We start from the raw sequence: 15,145 nt of genomic DNA, 5'->3' as shown, positions 1-15,145 counted from the left end.
GCGGTCGGAAAACATTTCATACCCCTCATGGGGACAGGCAACGTCGAAGATGCAGCCACGGCCGTCATAGCGGTCGAAACATTTCGTTCCCCTATGGGGACAGCAACGGGTCACGCAGGTCCAGCATCCAAGAAACGAAGGGAAACATTTCATACCCCTACGGGGACAGCAACCGGATAGTGCCATCCCTTGCCTGTCACATCATCACGGGAAACATTTCATACCCCTATGGGGACAGCAACTAGGATAGTCAATTATCTTTTCGGTTTCAGGATCATAGAAACATTTCATACCCCTATGGGGACAGCAACGTATTCCTCGTTCTGGCGGCTCTCCTCCACGTTCGCGGAAACATTTCATACCCCTACGGGGACAGTAACCTTCGCGGTCATACATCGGCGCACTCTCCGCCGAAACATCTCATACCCCTATGGGGACAGCAACTTGAGAAACTGCGTCAGCGTCGGGTTGCCGTTTCCGCGAAACATTTCATACCCCTATGGGGACAGCAACTCAGCGTCTTGCGTCTTGATTCCGTCATATCGAAATATTTCATACCCCTATGGGGACAGCAACTTTTATCTTTCTCATATTAATCACTCCTTTTCATAAGAAACATTTCATACCCCTATGGGTACAAAAAGAAAACCGATATGTCCAATTCGACATATCGGTTTTTACTTTATCCGCTATTGTTATTCACATGTTACGCCGCCCATACCGAGCGCGGTTTTAATGCCGACACCCGCATACGGTGCAAAGTGCAGCAGCAGGTTCGCCATCGTAAGATGAAACCCATCCAGACGGCATTTAAGCGTCAGTTCTCCGGTGAAGCCGGGAATGGACTGTCCTTTGAGCAGATAATCACGGCTCGACAGCCGGTACTCGGCAATGCGAAGTCCGTTTGCGATCGCCTGAATGCCTTCGCCGTCCTCGTCCTCGATCGGACAGACCTCCGCAAAACAGCCGTTCCACTTGTTCAGCAGATTTCGCATAATGAGCGGCACGGACGGCAGATTGACATAGCTGCCATCGCTTTTGAATGCGGTCGGCGTGAGAAACCGCAGCTTCATTGTGCGGTGCTCGGGCAGCTGCAGCAGCGTGTCCGCCGAATCAATATGCTCAATCTGCATCGTGTTGACCTGCAGTGATTGGTTTTCTCGACGCAGCCAGTAGCGGTCCTGCTGCTCAATGATCGGGGCCAGCACGGCTTCGCTGTCCGCGCCGAGGAGATTTACATGCCAGATCACCTGCTTGTCCTGCACAGTGATGCAGCTGCTGAGCGGCGTGATGCCGTCGCTGTGCATGCGCTCGCCAAAGCTGTGCGGTGTCAGCGACAGCAGCGAAGAATACAGGTGGTAGCCCCATTCCGGAAAAATACGCGTCTCGTGCTCCGGCAATAGGGTGATTTGGTAGTGGGTGATCATATATTTTCCCTTTGCATGATTTCTTTGTACGTTTTCCGTTTATTGCTGTATTCCGATGCAGCATATACCGCATTTTCACAACGGCTCAAGTATGTCAGTGAAACGCATACAGGAAAACGTTCCCAGGTTATTTCCTCGGTATCTGCCGCATTCTCTGTGAATTTACTCAGCGGCTCCAACGGTGTTTTTCGAATCTGCGCTGTGGAACTGCATTTTTGGGTTGTGTAATAGTCCAGATAGTTCTGATAGAGCGCATTCATAATATCATCTTCGTGCGTGAAATGCAGCGGCACGGTTTTAATCACTTTCGTAATATCTTCTGCAAAGAACATACGATACCAACGCTCACCGGTAGGATTTGCTGCACGCGAACCAATACGTTCACGCAGATTGAGTATCAGTGACGCTAAATCAGCTAATCTGTCCTCTAATTCGATCCGGTGGTCAATATCTGTTTGGTTTTCATCTGCTATTGTCGTTTCCAGCAGATCATCGTCACCTTCGTCATCTCCGTTTGGCACTAACGGTGCATCCAGCGAAGCGGTATTGTTTTTTCGCTCGATTGCTTTTTTGCTGTCTTTTTTTCGTTCGTGCCAAATGCTTCCGAAATAACGAGAATACGGGATACCGCGGTCAGGATCAAAATCCTGCAATGTCTTATAAAACAAATTTAGCAAATTTATGCTCTTCTTTTCCGTGATATCAGTATAGAGTGGATCCTGTATTGTATCCCAGTCCTTGCACCAGTCGAAAAAACAAATCCAGACTTGTTCTTTCTGCTGTTCCGTATCCTTGCCGGCCTTCACCGCGTTCTTCCAAAGGTTGACCGCCTGATTCAGTTCTTCTTCCTGTGTTTTTCGGGTTGTCTCAGTCATTCTGCTCACCTCAATCCTGCGAGATGATCTTCTCGATGACAGTGCGCGGATTCTTGACCTTATGCTCTGCCAACAGGCGAGTAATCTCATCCATCTGAATCAGAGCAGTCATATCGTTGACGCTAGGGGCAGCGCCACCCCACCCCGGCTGACCGTATACCAAACAGCAGATAGAAGCATTATCTAACAGACGATAGGCATACTGTATGGCCATGATCAAAAGCTGCGACAGCGGCTTCATGCCGTAGGTCATACAAGCATACAGCTTATCATTATCTTCTACCTTTTCAATCAGGCGCTGGAAAGTCTCAATATGACTGCGCACACCTGCATCCGCTGGAGCATTTACAATTTCTATGCCGCGCGGATAAGTGAAGCCGATTTCTTGACTCATATTCTCCACTTCCTCGCGGAATTTTTCGAGATTCGTTTCACAGTTCTGTACAGCGGACAGAATCGCTACAACGCGAATCTCATCTCCGGGCTTAACGTAAGCGTGCATAGCAGTCATGATTGGGAAGTGGGTCGGCGTATCCATCTGCAAGTCACCGTTGTCCACGGCCTGATAGATACACGCTTTCAGATCCTTGCTTCCCTGCAATGGGATGATCGTAAAAAATGTTTTCATAAGTCTCTCCTCAGACCTTCAAGTTATTCAGCGCATTTTCCATCACGGTACGCAGCGTTTTTAAGTCCACGGCATCCGGAGAACAATAACCACATCCCTTGAGATATTCAACCGCCTGTTCCGTGCTTTCCGTACCGGTGGTTTGTGCATGGTTGATCATGTTGCGCAGAAGTTTGATATACAGATAATCGCGTGCAATATTTTGCAGTTTATGGATTTTATATCCCGGTTTTAATTCAAACGGAGCTGACGGGAAACAGGTCTCCAGATTTTCAATCGTATATACCTGCATTGCATACTGATCGCTGCTGCCCTTGGATGCGCTGGTGTATCGGCTGGCATTCAGCAGGTAACAGAAAAACTCATCGGCATCGGAGAACCGTGTTTTATCATCGTATTTCGGATTAAACAGGTGGTTCTCCTGCTTTTTCTGTACAATATTCTTAAAAATTTCTGTCGGAATACATTCGATATACAGGGTTACGGCCTGCTGGTACATATCCCGTTCCAGACACCATCGGATCAAACTGCGGATTTTGAACTTCCGCTCCCGGAAAATACTGTCGAATGCCGGCGTAAGCTGACGGACGAGTGGATTGTCACAGGATTTCACTTCGTTCACCGCATGGATAAACCGCTCCAGGCATCCGCTTACTTTGCTTGTTCTGCACAGCGTGATCGCCTCGTTAAGCGCTTCGAGTGCATCGAGCAGTTCACCGATTCGTTCGTCCTGCGGCTCTGCGCCGAAATACTTGCGCAGGGTGCGCACATTGCCGAACGAACTCATCTCCTGCATGCCGCCTACCAGGTCGAACATGCGGAGCAGATCGGATACATCGGTGATCTGCTGGTTGTTAAAATCAGCATAGGTTGCACCGATCGTCTGATTGTGATTATAGGTCAGTACGCGGCTGAGAAGCAGCAGATACATCATCGTGTTGCGCCACCCGCCGGTCGTTTCCAGCAGAATTTCATCACCCATACTGTTTTTGCCCATGCCGCCCGGCTGGATCTCGTTCAGAACACGCTGCAGCGGACCTTCGGTAAACACCTCGTCATTCTGAAAATCAATAATCTTAAAGATATCGTCCGGTAATTTGATCTGCTTTTCTCGTGCGAACTCCAGAATATGCGTTTTGAAAAAATCCAGCGTGCTTTCCTTTGCCTGCGGTGTTACGATACAGATGATCGACCGGACATCCGGATGTGCCAGCAGCATGGCCTTGACCGGCGCTTCGTTGGTCTGCGTACCGGTGATCTTGTGGGCCTCGTCCATGCCAAGTACACCGGCCGCGCAGGCATAGTCCTGGGTTTTCCGCTTGGATTCATCCTCGCTCAGCAAGCTGAGGAATAAAATAATTTTTTTCGCCATGCTGACCTCACTTTTTCTTCTTTTTCGAGGATTTTCCGGTATTCGACGAATTAGTCTTTGCACCAAATTTCAGGAGCAGTGCAGCTGTTGCATCCTCTGCAGAATCATACTTCGGCGCATCCTTTTCGGCTTTCTCACGCAGCTCGGCAACCGGCGGCAGCGGATAATACATTTCCTTGAACAGCAGCCGCTTCGGTTCCTTCTTCTGGTCAATCGTCAGGTAATCCACCATTTCCGTATCCTCTCGGATCGTCTTTTTCAGATAGAAGAAGTCCTTGATTTCCGGTCTATCATCCATTTCCGGTGCGGTTTTCGATTTATTATCGTTCATAAACTGTTTATACGCCTGGATGAATGGCTTGCACTCTGCGGTTCTTCCTGCGCTCTCGAAGCCGGAAACCGAATAGAGTGCTGCGAAATCGAACAGCCGCAGACTGTCCAGTTTGACGCTCATACGGCCGAAGCCGTATGGCTTGCCCATGCCGATCGACTGGTAACAGCCTTCATTCAGCACCAGCGACCACAGCAGCAGACCGAGTTCGTCTTTTTCAAGATTTTTGAAGCGAATTGTACCGCTGAACGTAGTTCCCTTCTTCATAGGACGCAAGGTAGTCAAAACCTTTTCATTGCCGCTTTGCGGCAGCGGGAATTCTACATCTTTAAGCCAATACTGCTTAAAACCGTTTAATTGGAAGGCGTCTTTCGGCTCATTAGGCTCATAAGAATAGTGCTTTCCTTCCTGCACATATCCCTCGAAAAAGCTGGGTTTTGGCTCACCAAGAACAGTTTTATACGCATCAGCAGACACGGCACTGCTTATGGCTTCAAAATCGCCGAAGGACACGCGCGAACGGTAAGATGTATTACTGCTTTTTTTGTTTTCGTCCTTAAAATTATGCGTAAATCCTAAAATCGCATGTGGATAGTCCAGTGGAAGCTCATTCTGCGAGGTAATACGCTTCTGCATTTTCCGAAAACGCTCGGGCAGTCCTTCCGCAATGGAATGCGAATGACCGATGCGCAGATAGCGTGCCATGCCGAAATAAATGTGCCCATCATAATTTACATAGAAAACCGGCTTACTCTGTCCCTCCTCCGGCAGCTTCCAGAACTCCTGATACGCTTTCGCCGTATTTTTGCGCGCTTCACAGTCCGCCTGATAGGACAAGCGGTCAGCTTCCGAAATATCAATGCCGTGCTGATCTCTGTCGATCGGCGGAAAAACATACAAATGGTTTTCTTTCTGTACCGGTTTTCCGGTAAACAGCAGGATACCGCGTTCCTTGTCTGCCGGGGCATTTTCCGCTTGATACAGTGCGGTGACATTTTTGCCGTCCGACTCATATGCGACTGCTTCTGTGCAGGCATATTTTTCTTTACCGAATACTTTTTCTGTCAGTTCACGCGATACACGCAGTACCGGCGTTTCTTTCGGCAGCGGATAGATCCGGTATAAGCCGTTTTCTCGCACCAGATAACCCGCGTTGATATTGTGCGGTATGGAAATCGACTTGCCGCTCCGGGCCTTTTCCGGCTTTACGCCCAGTGTATCCTGATAGTATTTGCGCAGCGGTTTGCGCGCACCTTTTCCTGCAATTTCGCGGTAATAAATCTGGTAATCCTCCAAATCCTCATCCTTGAGAACCAAACCATCCCCAAGAATCTGCATATTCTCCCTTACCATGCCGCGAATGGTAGAGCCGGGAATCATATAGTTTCCGTTGGCGCCGCGGAAGAAATCCGCATTTTCCTGTCCGTCTGACACGAAAACCGGCGTTTCTGCGGTAAGCGTCAGATGAATCTCACCGGTGAGCAGGTCTGCACAAAGTTCGTCATGCGCAGGCAGTTTGCTTACATCGGTATACCGCATAAACGGCTGACGCTCGGTAAACGGCACAAAGTTATATGGTGCACGAACGGTGTTTTCCAATGTTTTCGGCGGATAGTAGTTATCGTCCTTCGCCATTCGTCATTCCCTCCAATCGTACAGGCAGACGGCGCTCACACCGGCCTGACCGTCCTCATCAAACGTCAGATACTCGCGCACGCTGATTTCACTGCCCAGATTGCCCTGTAATTTCTTATACTGCTTTTCGATGTACGGCATATCGTCCTGCAAAATCACACTGCGGGCCCTCAGTTCGCCGCTTTCACGGAAAATGCGGATTTCGGTATCGTGATCGAAAAAACGTGCTTCTATCAGCTCATCCCAGTTGATATCCATCGGCATTTTGCCAATAACAACACGGCTCAGCTCGGTCACCATGACGAACTGCAGCTTTTCGGCCTGTTGCAGAGCCTGTTCTATGCTATCTATCCGTTTCATGTGCGTTCCTCCAGTGCATGCAGCCAGGCCGAAACCAGATTGTCCGTGTCGTTCAGCTTGCAGCCGTCCACGCCGAATGTCATATCGGCGGTTTTGTCTCCGCACGCGATTGCAATGCGGGATACCTTAATATAACCGCGTCCGACAGCGCCGCCGCTGCCCAGATTATATAACCCAAGACCGAGGTCGCGCAGTGCGTAAACCAACAGCGCACAGCCGCAGATATTATCCTGCGGCGCTGTGATAGTCAGCGTAACGCCGCTTTTCAGCGGTTCTTCGGTGAACAGTCCGCGGCGTATTACGCCTCCGGTGAATTTATTGATGCGGATACGCGAGACCGTCTGCTTTTTTGCCTTATCCAGCACCACATCGGTGAACCGCACTCGACCGGCGATACCGTTATCACCTTGTGCAGCACCGCGTCCGAACAATTCGTCTACGGCTTCCGAGCATTCGAGCAAGTCGGCGATCGCCTTCACGCGGGCACGTACAGCACCCTTGACCGACGAACCCGGCAGGACCGCTATATCGTTCTCCTTAATGTTCTGAATAATCTCCTTGCGCGTGTTATTCTCATCGTATTCAACACGCGGAACCGAACTCTTGATCAGAATGCTGTCCGCAACGCCGTTGACTGTGAATGTACATACACTTTTCGTGCAAATCTTCGGCAGTTCAAGCGTTTGGCCGTCAAATTCATCCTGCAGCCAAGCCTCCCGGTCGGCCTTGTCGGTCATGTGATAGGTCTGGCTGCGGACCGTCAGCGCAACCCGTCCGAAGCCGTTGGATTTCTGTGCGCCCAAACGGATCTCACCTGTGTGCAGCGCACCGAGCATCTGCTCGATCTGCGCCGGACCGTCCGTATCGCTTTCCGCGCCCATCCATGTCAGAGTGAACTGCATCACGGTATTGCGTGCAATGTGGGCCACATCGAATTTGCCGCCGTCTGCCGCCGAGCCCATTTTGCCGTTGATGCGCAGGCGCGGGCGAAGCTGTATCGTGGTATCCTCCGCCGATTCCACTGCTTTTTCCTTGATTTCCATATCGGAAACGATGAGCTGCCCGGACTTTTCCTGTGAGCCGAACAGCGCATTTGCGGCGTTCTTATCCTGCTTTTCCAGCCAGCCGCGCAATGCGCCAGCCAGAGAAGCAGCCTGCAGGAATGCCTGTCCGTCCCGGTGGCGAAGTACGCGGTCGATACTGCCGTCGGAAGGACCGGTACGCAAGGGCGTTTCCGTAACTGCCGTTACCTCATAACGAACTGCTTTATCAAACGTTGCCATGGCCTGCGTCCTCCTTTCGGCTGTGATCGAACAGGTCGCAAAGCAGCTGTACCCGTTCCGTTGTATTCATATTTTCCATCCACGGTTCTGACGGATGAGACAGCACTGTGTTGACCAGTTGCTTCATTTTCGCAAACTTGCTAGACGTTTGTTCACCCTTTTCCGCATTATGAGCAAAAAATCCATTCAGTTTTTGCAGAATATCGGCTCTGTGTTTGTGTTCCTCGCAAATGGCCTGGATAGAGCCAAGCTGGCTGTCCGAAATATCGCCGGCGAATTTCTTTTCACACTGCTCCATGATCCATGTCAGACGCTTACGGCGCAGTTCAGCCATATTCTGTCGGCGCGGTGCGGCGGTGTACTCCACCGGCTGTTTTGCCTTGATGCTGCCGAACAGCGATTCCGACAGAAACAGCACCTGGCCGAACCCTTCTGCGCGGCGCAGACCCAATCCGCTCTGCTCGATGGCGGAAAGATGTTCCTCATCCGGCGATTCACCATCAAAGCTGATTTTGAACAGGCTGCCTGCATCGTACATGCGGACGGCCGGTGTGTGGCATCCCCACTGACGGTTAAAGCCGCCGTATTCCGAGACCGAAGTGCTGCTGAATTCGGATGTTACGCTTGCCACACCGAGGTTTTCCGCGAGCACATCCCAGTTGATACCGCACGGCTCACCGTACTCGTTGGTCATGCCGAGCGGCGACAGCGCCAGCATATAAAGTACCTTGTTATCACCGTGACGCTGCATGCTGCCGTATCGGCGGTACGCCGGAGCATCACAGGGTTCAATGCTCATGCGGCATTTGCCCATGCCATCATAACGGTCGGCACCGATCCAAACCGTACCGCACAGCACCTCGGCCAGCTTGGGCGCAATGGACGCATCATCAAGCAGAATATAACCATCAAACCGCTGTCCTGCGTCAATGCTGCGCGTCTGGAAAATCAGCTTATCCGTTCGCTGGATGCGTTGGCTGCCGCCGGTTCTGGCGTTCCAGTAATGCAGTACGCCGTTTTCGATCGTGCAGAACGAACCTACATCGGCACGTTTGGAGCCTTCGGAAATTTCGCCGTCCTCTAAAACCGAATGGAAATCACTGCCGTCCTTCTGCTCATAAAAACCCTTGAGGGACGGGAGAACCGCCGGATTGTCCTTCTGCACCGGAAACGCACTCAGGAAGCGCGTTTTCTCGGTCAGCAGCGCAATTTTGTTGGCAGCAAACCAGTCCGGCTCACGCTGTGCGAGCAGGCTGGCCGCCATACCGCGCACAGCCGCACCGGCAATGTATCCGTGCGTGTCCCAGCTGTTTTCGCCGGAACGGTTGTAGTCGGTCATGCTGACCGGCGTTTCCGTGTAAAGCGTATAATGCAGACAATGGGTCGCTCCAACTGCCGGAAAGGCGGTTTTCTGCGCTTTTACCGGCTCTGCGATAACTTTTACATGGCCGAAGCCACGGCTCCGCATCGTGCCCAGCCACTTGATGCCGAGCGCGGACTCCCGTACGAGCGACACATCCTGCTCCTCACAGAAAATCTTGCCGATGAATTTCTGTCCTCTGCAAATACACATCGCCGAGCGTAATGTACCCGTTTTCACAACATCGTTTCCAGACTGGTAAACGTGCGGTGATCATAGCAGGTCTCGCTCTCCTCCGGCTTTTCTTCGAGCGTCAGCGGCGTCAGGTGCAGACGGCGGCCGCCTGCCGTACCCGTCCAACCTTCCTTGCCGAGCAGTTCCTCTACTGTATCCATCGGGCCGCTGCTCCACTCGAGCAGATCGTGCATGCTCTCGCGCAGCAAGCCCTTGAAAGTAGTGCCTTTGAGATACGGATAGCCGTTCTCATCCTGACAGACCGCGATATCCTCGCCGCCGGGAATGCTGTGACCTGAGCCGAAAATCGTATCGGAAAGCAGCTCTAATCTGACTTGTAATTCTACCTGCCTGCTCATGCCTTCCCCTCCAGTCGCTCAAAGTGATCCATCATTTCGATCGCGTCAAAAAACAGGCAGTGAGAAACCGGTTCACTGTTTCTGCTGCCGTCATCAAAGGTGCGGAACGGCTGCTTGTCGATCGCTTTGCCGTTTTTCAGCATGGCGGCAAATTGGGCATACTGCTTGTCTGCCGTATCAAACTGCGCTTCAAATATCGCGCGGAGCAGCTTGGTGATTTCACTGTCCTGCAGCGCATAGCGGCATTCCAGATCGCCCTGCTTGATGGCACCGCGCAGTTCCTTGAGCTTTCCGCGCGCAATTTTTTCGCCGCATTCCTGCACCGCCTGCTTCATCTGCATACACATACCGCGTACGAAATCATAGGTGCGTACATTCATTTTCGTGCGCGCAGCCTCGTCCATTTTGCCCTCGAGCACCACCACCGGACGTAATTCCATGCGTTTTCCGTCCTCGGTTTCGTAGTCGCTGCGGATTTCACGGAGATTTTCTTTCAGCTGACCAAATTCGATATGCCAATCCATCACAGATACCGAACCATCTCCGCAGAGCGAAACGCCGTACTTCTTCGCGCTGCTGCACAGTGCCTCCGCCAGATCATACGCCTGATGGAACGGATATTTCAGGTGTACCATAGCTACGCCCGCACAGGCCGCATAGGTTTCACCGTCCTGCGGATTGGTCCTTGCGGAAAGGTGCTTCATAAACCGTTCGGCACATTCCAGACCCAGACAGCCGCGCGCGACAAAGCACACATCATCACCGGCAAGAATGACCGGACGTACCGGAAGAATGCCGGTGTTTCCTGCGGGATTGGCGGCCTCGTAATCGGCCACCTCTGCCGCCATTTCCCGAAAGGCGGCTTCAAAATCGTGCTGAATGCCCTCGCTGAAGCAGCGCAGCTTGTCGCAGCAGGCGTCCCAGCTTTCGGTTTCTGAATCATACAGATTCTTTACGCGCTTGCCCATCGAGTTGCCGTCAATATGAACGACAGCAATAAAGTTCTCATCGGTCCGGCCCTGCAGGTCTACAAAGTCCTTAGCGAATGCCCAGCCTTCCGGCGGGTCGATTGCGTTCGGTGCGGTAAGCGATGCAGCTTCCGCTTTCTGCTCAATGCCGAGCGAGGTCAGCCGAAAAGATGCCTTTCGCAGAGACTTTTTCTGCTCGAGCGCTTCGGACAGCCAAACCAGATTCTGACCCGGTGTCGCCGGTTTTCCGTTCTCGTCTGTCGCCCGATATTCCATCTGCTTGGCAAACAGCTCAAGGCCGTCATACTCGCGCATGGCCTTCTGCGTTACCTGCTCGGCAAAGCGTGTTGCCGTTGCTCTGTCCCCAAACTGGAGGATGGTGTGTCCGCCGCCTGCGTACACAAAATTCTCACGGCTGTTGTAATATTCCGGTGCAGCCTGCTTGAAAAATTCCTCGCTCGTCACATAGCGGATGATATCCGAACGTGCCGCGTTATCCCTTAGGTGGATGCTTGAAAATATATAATCCTGCTTTCTGGAAACCTCCAGAATCAAAAGTATTTTGCTCAAGGCACTGCCTCCTTTCGACATGATTTCATTATAGCACGATTTGACAAATGTTCAATAATATTCAACAAGTTCTCGTGGGTGTATCCCGAGGTTTGTTGTGTACTTTGCCCTGTTTCGGGTGAAGAAAAAGCGAAAACAGATATCACCTCCTTCTTATGTGGATTTTCTATGTTACGCGGTCAGTCATCGGTCGCGATGGAAATGATCTTCACGGCCAGACCGATCACAGCCAAAATCGTCTGCGGCGTCATAGGTTTCACCTGCCTTTTCGTTGGATTTGCGCACTTTCTGCGGCTTTAGTCATCGTTTGCGATGCTGATGATCTCGGCTACCAGACCGAGGATAGCGATAATGCCCTGAGGCGTCATGCGGATTCACCTGCCTTTCCTGCTGTGATTCGGAATGCCTGTCCATCTATGTATGTATCACCACTCCCTGTTCCATTTTCTGAGGATTTAGAACGGCTCATCGGCAAAGCCGCCGATAAAGCCGATGATCGAGCCGATAGCACCGCCGACGGCTGCGCCTGCCGCCGTACCGACTTCCGCGCCGAAGAACGTGCCGACCGGTCCGAAAACCGAACCGCCTACCGCACCGACACCGGCAACGACCGCGCCGCCGATTCCGGCACCGGTGGTGCCGCCCATAGCCGCACAGGATGCGCCGTTGGCCATGCGTCTTGCAAATTCATTCATGCTTCCTGCCTCCCTTCCTTTGGATTTTCAGAACGTGTCAGTTCTTGTCGATCGTGTCAATGATCTCGGCTACCAGACCGAGAATAGCGATGATTGTCTGCGGCGTCATATATTTCACCTGCCTTTGCTATGTATTTCTTTCAGGAGAATCAGTCCTTTGCAGTCTCCACCTGCTCTGCGACGAACTTCACAGCTTCGATCACCATCGCAATCGCGGTGATGATAACGCTCGGCTTGATATCTTTCATGGTGTTTTCCCTCCCTTCACTTAGTTATCGGATTTCACACGCGGTTTTTCACACTTCCCGGGAAATTTTTTTGCTCACTGTGCCAGTCCCAGACTGATTGCCGCAGCCTGATCGACCCGGCCCATCATTTCCACATTCAGGCTGCACAGATAGCGAGATAAGCGCGTTTTGTCGATCACGCGAATCTGCTCGAGCAGAATGCAGGAATTTTTCAGCAGGCCGCTGTCCGCACCGCACCAGACGTGTGTCGGCAGCGGCTTTTTCGTGCGGCTGCTGGTCAGCGGCGCCACAATGACGGTCGGGCTGTACCGGTTGCCCATATCGTTCTGCAGCACGACCACCGGCCGTTCGCCGTTCTGTTCGTAACCGACACCGCCGTGCAGGTCGGCGAAGAACACCTCGCCGCGGCGGATTGCGGTATGTACGCTCAAATGCTTCACCTCTTTTTACCCTTCTATTTCTATATCAGCGGATTTCCGACCGATTTCACACTTCACGAAAAATTTTTTTCGGAGAACAGGAAAACCGCCTGTTCTCCTTTTTGTTACAGCCGCCGGGTTTGGAGTTCCAGCTTGACAATCTGCTGCCAGTACAGGTGCTCGAAGGCGATTTCCGGCTCGGTCTGTCCGTCAGCCAGATGCAGCGTGCGGCCGGTGAACCTGCGTCCGGCGACCGACTGCAGCACCGGGCGTTCGTCCGCGAGCGTTACCAGCTCGGCGAGCAGCTCCACCGGCAGTACGGCGGCTATGGCATCCGCCTGCTCGATCAGCGGGCGCAGTACGTCCGCCTGTTTTACGGTTTGGGTGTACGGCAGCACCTGCACCGTATCGCCCAGCACGCGCGCAAGGTCGCGCAGCTGCGGTTCGGTCATGGTGTGGCGCGATATCCATAACACGGTTTTCAATTTTTCACCTCCCCTGCTGTGGATTTAGGTCTGCTTAATAGCAGATGGTGTCTTTCACCCAGTCGAGGAGCGGATTGTCCTCGCCAAACAGCGGGAAATCCAGCCACGGGTCACGGATTACAAACATTCGGTTCACCTCCTGTCCTTTGAAGTCCTTCTGCTTATATATCAGAAATTTTTCGGCGGTTTTCACACTTCGTGAAAATTTTTTTGAGAAGGTTCTTTGCCTTACACAATATTATCGGTGGGAGCGGCGGTGCTTTTCACAGTTCGGGCAAAAAAATAAAACCGACCTGTCAAAATTGACAGATCGGTTGTTGCTGTCCCCCGCAGGGGCGTGAGTTGTTACCGCTAACATTTGCAGAACGGTTTATAACACTAAGTGCGTTGCTGTCCCCCGCAGGGGCGCGAGCTGTTACCGTATACGCGATCGAAGACAAGGTTATCGAACTTGAGAGTTGCTGTCCCCCGCAGGGGCGCGAGCTATTACCCGGCGTCGATTACACTGCAGAAGACGTACAGGGGTTGCTGTTCCCCGCAGGGGCGCGAGCTGTTACGACTTCGTGTTCGCTGCAATGAGATCAGGCTGGCAGCGTTGCTGTCCCCCGCAGGGGCGCGAGTTGTTACGGCAAAAATGCGAAAAATACAATGCAGATTTTCGGCATTCCTACAATCTTTTTGTATTATCTTCTGTATTTTTGCGTATCCATTCGTGATATTGTCGGTTTTCCCCGGTGCGAACCTGCCTGTAACAACCTTATTTATTGTTATTATAACACGAGGTTCGCACCAAATCAACCGGTCTCAAAACCTTCAAGTATTGCCACCGGTTGCAAAACTCAGCGTCATAAGTTATAATAGAGGTATCAAAACCTATATTCAAAACTCGCGGTGTCAAAACCGGGAAAACGGGGGAATTTACATGATATTCGGCTACGCGAGAGTATCCACCAAAACGCAGGCGCGCGACGGCAACAGTCTGGATGCGCAGCAGGCGGCGCTGACGGCGGCGGGCGCGGAAAAAATCTATACAGACACCTTCACCGGCACGAAGATCGAGCGCCCGGAGTTCGACAGGCTGCGGGCGCAGCTACGAAAAGGCGATGTGCTCATCGTCACCAAGCTCGACCGCCTCGCGCGGTCGGTGTCGCAGGCGTCCGGCCTGATCACCGAGATGATCGACGAGGGCATCACCATCAACGTGCTGAATCTTGGCATCCTGTCCAACGACTCGGTGAACACGCTGCTACGCAACGTGCTGCTGTCATTCGCGCAGTTCGAGCGCGACATGATCGTGCAGCGCACGCAGGAGGGCAAGGCGGTCGCGCGCGCGACGACCCGAATTTCCGTGAGGGCCGCCCGCCCAAGTTCGACACCGAGCAGCTCGACCATGCAATGGCTCTGCTTGAGGACCACTCCTACGCGCAGGTCGTCAAGCTCACCGGCATCAGCAAGTCCACGCTCATCCGGGAGAGAAAGCGGAGGAAAATTCAATCCATATGCCAAGTGGTTTAAGAACACACGTGCAAAAGAATTACCTCATTAGCACTGGCGGCGGCATTGGCGGCAAGTATGACGGCATCACCGTCACTGAAACCGAAACCGTTCTTTTTGTTGGAATGAAAGAATGGAATTCGGCTGCATGGGGAAATGATCCCAATAGTTTCAAGGCATGGGAACTTAAAAAATGGTAATTTCATTGCTACCCAAAATACAAGAAAAGCGACAGGTATTTGCCTGTCGCTTTTCTGTATAGTAATCTCCGATCTTTTCATTGGAAAAAGCAAAGTGCCGCGGAGAATTTTTTGCGAAGAAAGAATTGCTATAACTTTCGTAATTCCGGGAAAACCTTTATCTAAGAAAAAAATACAATATTAACATGAATATCATGAATAT

Annotated in this window: 15 protein-coding genes; 2 read left to right on the top strand and 13 right to left on the bottom strand. The window is 51.9% G+C overall.

Annotated features, from left to right (window positions below; all coding sequences use genetic code 11):
* Positions 1-695: 695 nt before the first annotated feature.
* The 13 genes from cas6 to DXB00_RS15405 form a co-directional block, all read right to left on the bottom strand.
* A complete protein-coding gene (cas6, locus tag DXB00_RS15465) occupies positions 696-1,427 on the bottom strand; it encodes a CRISPR system precrRNA processing endoribonuclease RAMP protein Cas6 (protein WP_119215157.1) in 732 nt (243 codons plus the stop codon).
* Positions 1,424-2,302, bottom strand: a complete 879-nt coding sequence (locus DXB00_RS15460) for a hypothetical protein (protein WP_119215156.1) — start codon at positions 2,300-2,302, stop codon at positions 1,424-1,426. The genes cas6 and DXB00_RS15460 overlap by 4 nt, the downstream gene beginning before the upstream one ends.
* 10 nt (positions 2,303-2,312) lie before the next feature.
* Positions 2,313-2,930: a TM1812 family CRISPR-associated protein gene (locus DXB00_RS15455; protein ID WP_119215155.1), complete on the bottom strand. Its 618-nt coding sequence runs from the start codon at positions 2,928-2,930 to the stop codon at positions 2,313-2,315.
* A 10-nt stretch (positions 2,931-2,940) separates the two neighbouring features.
* Positions 2,941-4,302, bottom strand: a complete 1,362-nt coding sequence (locus DXB00_RS15450) for a TM1812 family CRISPR-associated protein (RefSeq protein ID WP_119215154.1) — start codon at positions 4,300-4,302, stop codon at positions 2,941-2,943.
* 7 nt (positions 4,303-4,309) lie between these two features.
* The gene (locus tag DXB00_RS15445; RefSeq protein WP_119215153.1) at positions 4,310-6,268 is read right to left on the bottom strand and encodes a TIGR03986 family type III CRISPR-associated RAMP protein; all 1,959 of its coding nucleotides are present in this window, start codon (positions 6,266-6,268) and stop codon (positions 4,310-4,312) included.
* 3 nt (positions 6,269-6,271) lie between these two features.
* Positions 6,272-6,628 (bottom strand): hypothetical protein, encoded by a 357-nt coding sequence (locus DXB00_RS15440; RefSeq protein ID WP_119215152.1) that lies wholly within the window; start codon positions 6,626-6,628, stop codon positions 6,272-6,274.
* Positions 6,625-7,911 carry an RAMP superfamily CRISPR-associated protein gene (locus DXB00_RS15435; RefSeq protein ID WP_119215151.1) on the bottom strand — a complete coding sequence of 429 codons (1,287 nt, stop codon included), beginning with the start codon at positions 7,909-7,911 and terminating at the stop codon, positions 6,625-6,627. The genes DXB00_RS15440 and DXB00_RS15435 overlap by 4 nt, the downstream gene beginning before the upstream one ends.
* Positions 7,898-9,511 carry a hypothetical protein gene (locus DXB00_RS15430; RefSeq protein ID WP_119215150.1) on the bottom strand — a complete coding sequence of 538 codons (1,614 nt, stop codon included), beginning with the start codon at positions 9,509-9,511 and terminating at the stop codon, positions 7,898-7,900. The genes DXB00_RS15435 and DXB00_RS15430 overlap by 14 nt, the downstream gene beginning before the upstream one ends.
* Positions 9,508-9,864 carry an RAMP superfamily CRISPR-associated protein gene (locus DXB00_RS15425; RefSeq protein ID WP_119215149.1) on the bottom strand — a complete coding sequence of 119 codons (357 nt, stop codon included), beginning with the start codon at positions 9,862-9,864 and terminating at the stop codon, positions 9,508-9,510. Before DXB00_RS15425 ends, DXB00_RS15430 begins: the two co-directional genes overlap by 4 nt.
* Complete coding sequence (locus DXB00_RS15420) at positions 9,861-11,402, bottom strand: Cas10/Cmr2 second palm domain-containing protein (RefSeq protein ID WP_119215148.1); 1,542 nt, start codon at positions 11,400-11,402, stop codon at positions 9,861-9,863. The genes DXB00_RS15425 and DXB00_RS15420 overlap by 4 nt, the downstream gene beginning before the upstream one ends.
* Positions 11,403-11,857: 455 nt before the next feature.
* Positions 11,858-12,097 (bottom strand): hypothetical protein, encoded by a 240-nt coding sequence (locus tag DXB00_RS15415; RefSeq protein ID WP_119215147.1) that lies wholly within the window; start codon positions 12,095-12,097, stop codon positions 11,858-11,860.
* A gap of 322 nt (positions 12,098-12,419) precedes the next feature.
* A complete protein-coding gene (locus tag DXB00_RS15410; RefSeq protein ID WP_119215146.1) occupies positions 12,420-12,776 on the bottom strand; it encodes a type II toxin-antitoxin system PemK/MazF family toxin in 357 nt (118 codons plus the stop codon).
* Positions 12,777-12,889: 113 nt separating this feature from the next.
* Positions 12,890-13,249 carry a hypothetical protein gene (locus tag DXB00_RS15405; protein ID WP_119215145.1) on the bottom strand — a complete coding sequence of 120 codons (360 nt, stop codon included), beginning with the start codon at positions 13,247-13,249 and terminating at the stop codon, positions 12,890-12,892.
* 922 nt (positions 13,250-14,171) lie between these two features.
* On the opposite strand from DXB00_RS15405, the gene DXB00_RS15400 reads away from it, so the two are divergent.
* Together DXB00_RS15400 and DXB00_RS15395 are read left to right on the top strand one after the other, a co-directional pair.
* Complete coding sequence (locus DXB00_RS15400) at positions 14,172-14,795, top strand: recombinase family protein (RefSeq protein ID WP_243107253.1); 624 nt, start codon at positions 14,172-14,174, stop codon at positions 14,793-14,795.
* A complete protein-coding gene (locus DXB00_RS15395; RefSeq protein WP_243107252.1) occupies positions 14,773-14,943 on the top strand; it encodes a hypothetical protein in 171 nt (56 codons plus the stop codon). The genes DXB00_RS15400 and DXB00_RS15395 overlap by 23 nt, the downstream gene beginning before the upstream one ends.
* Positions 14,944-15,145: the final 202 nt, after the last annotated feature.

The organism is Butyricicoccus sp. OF10-2 (assembly GCF_003481925.1).
GTDB classification, from domain to species: Bacteria; Bacillota; Clostridia; order Oscillospirales; family Butyricicoccaceae; genus Agathobaculum; species Agathobaculum butyriciproducens.
Note: the sequence above shows the minus strand (reverse complement) of the source record. Positions and strands in the feature narration are given on the sequence as shown.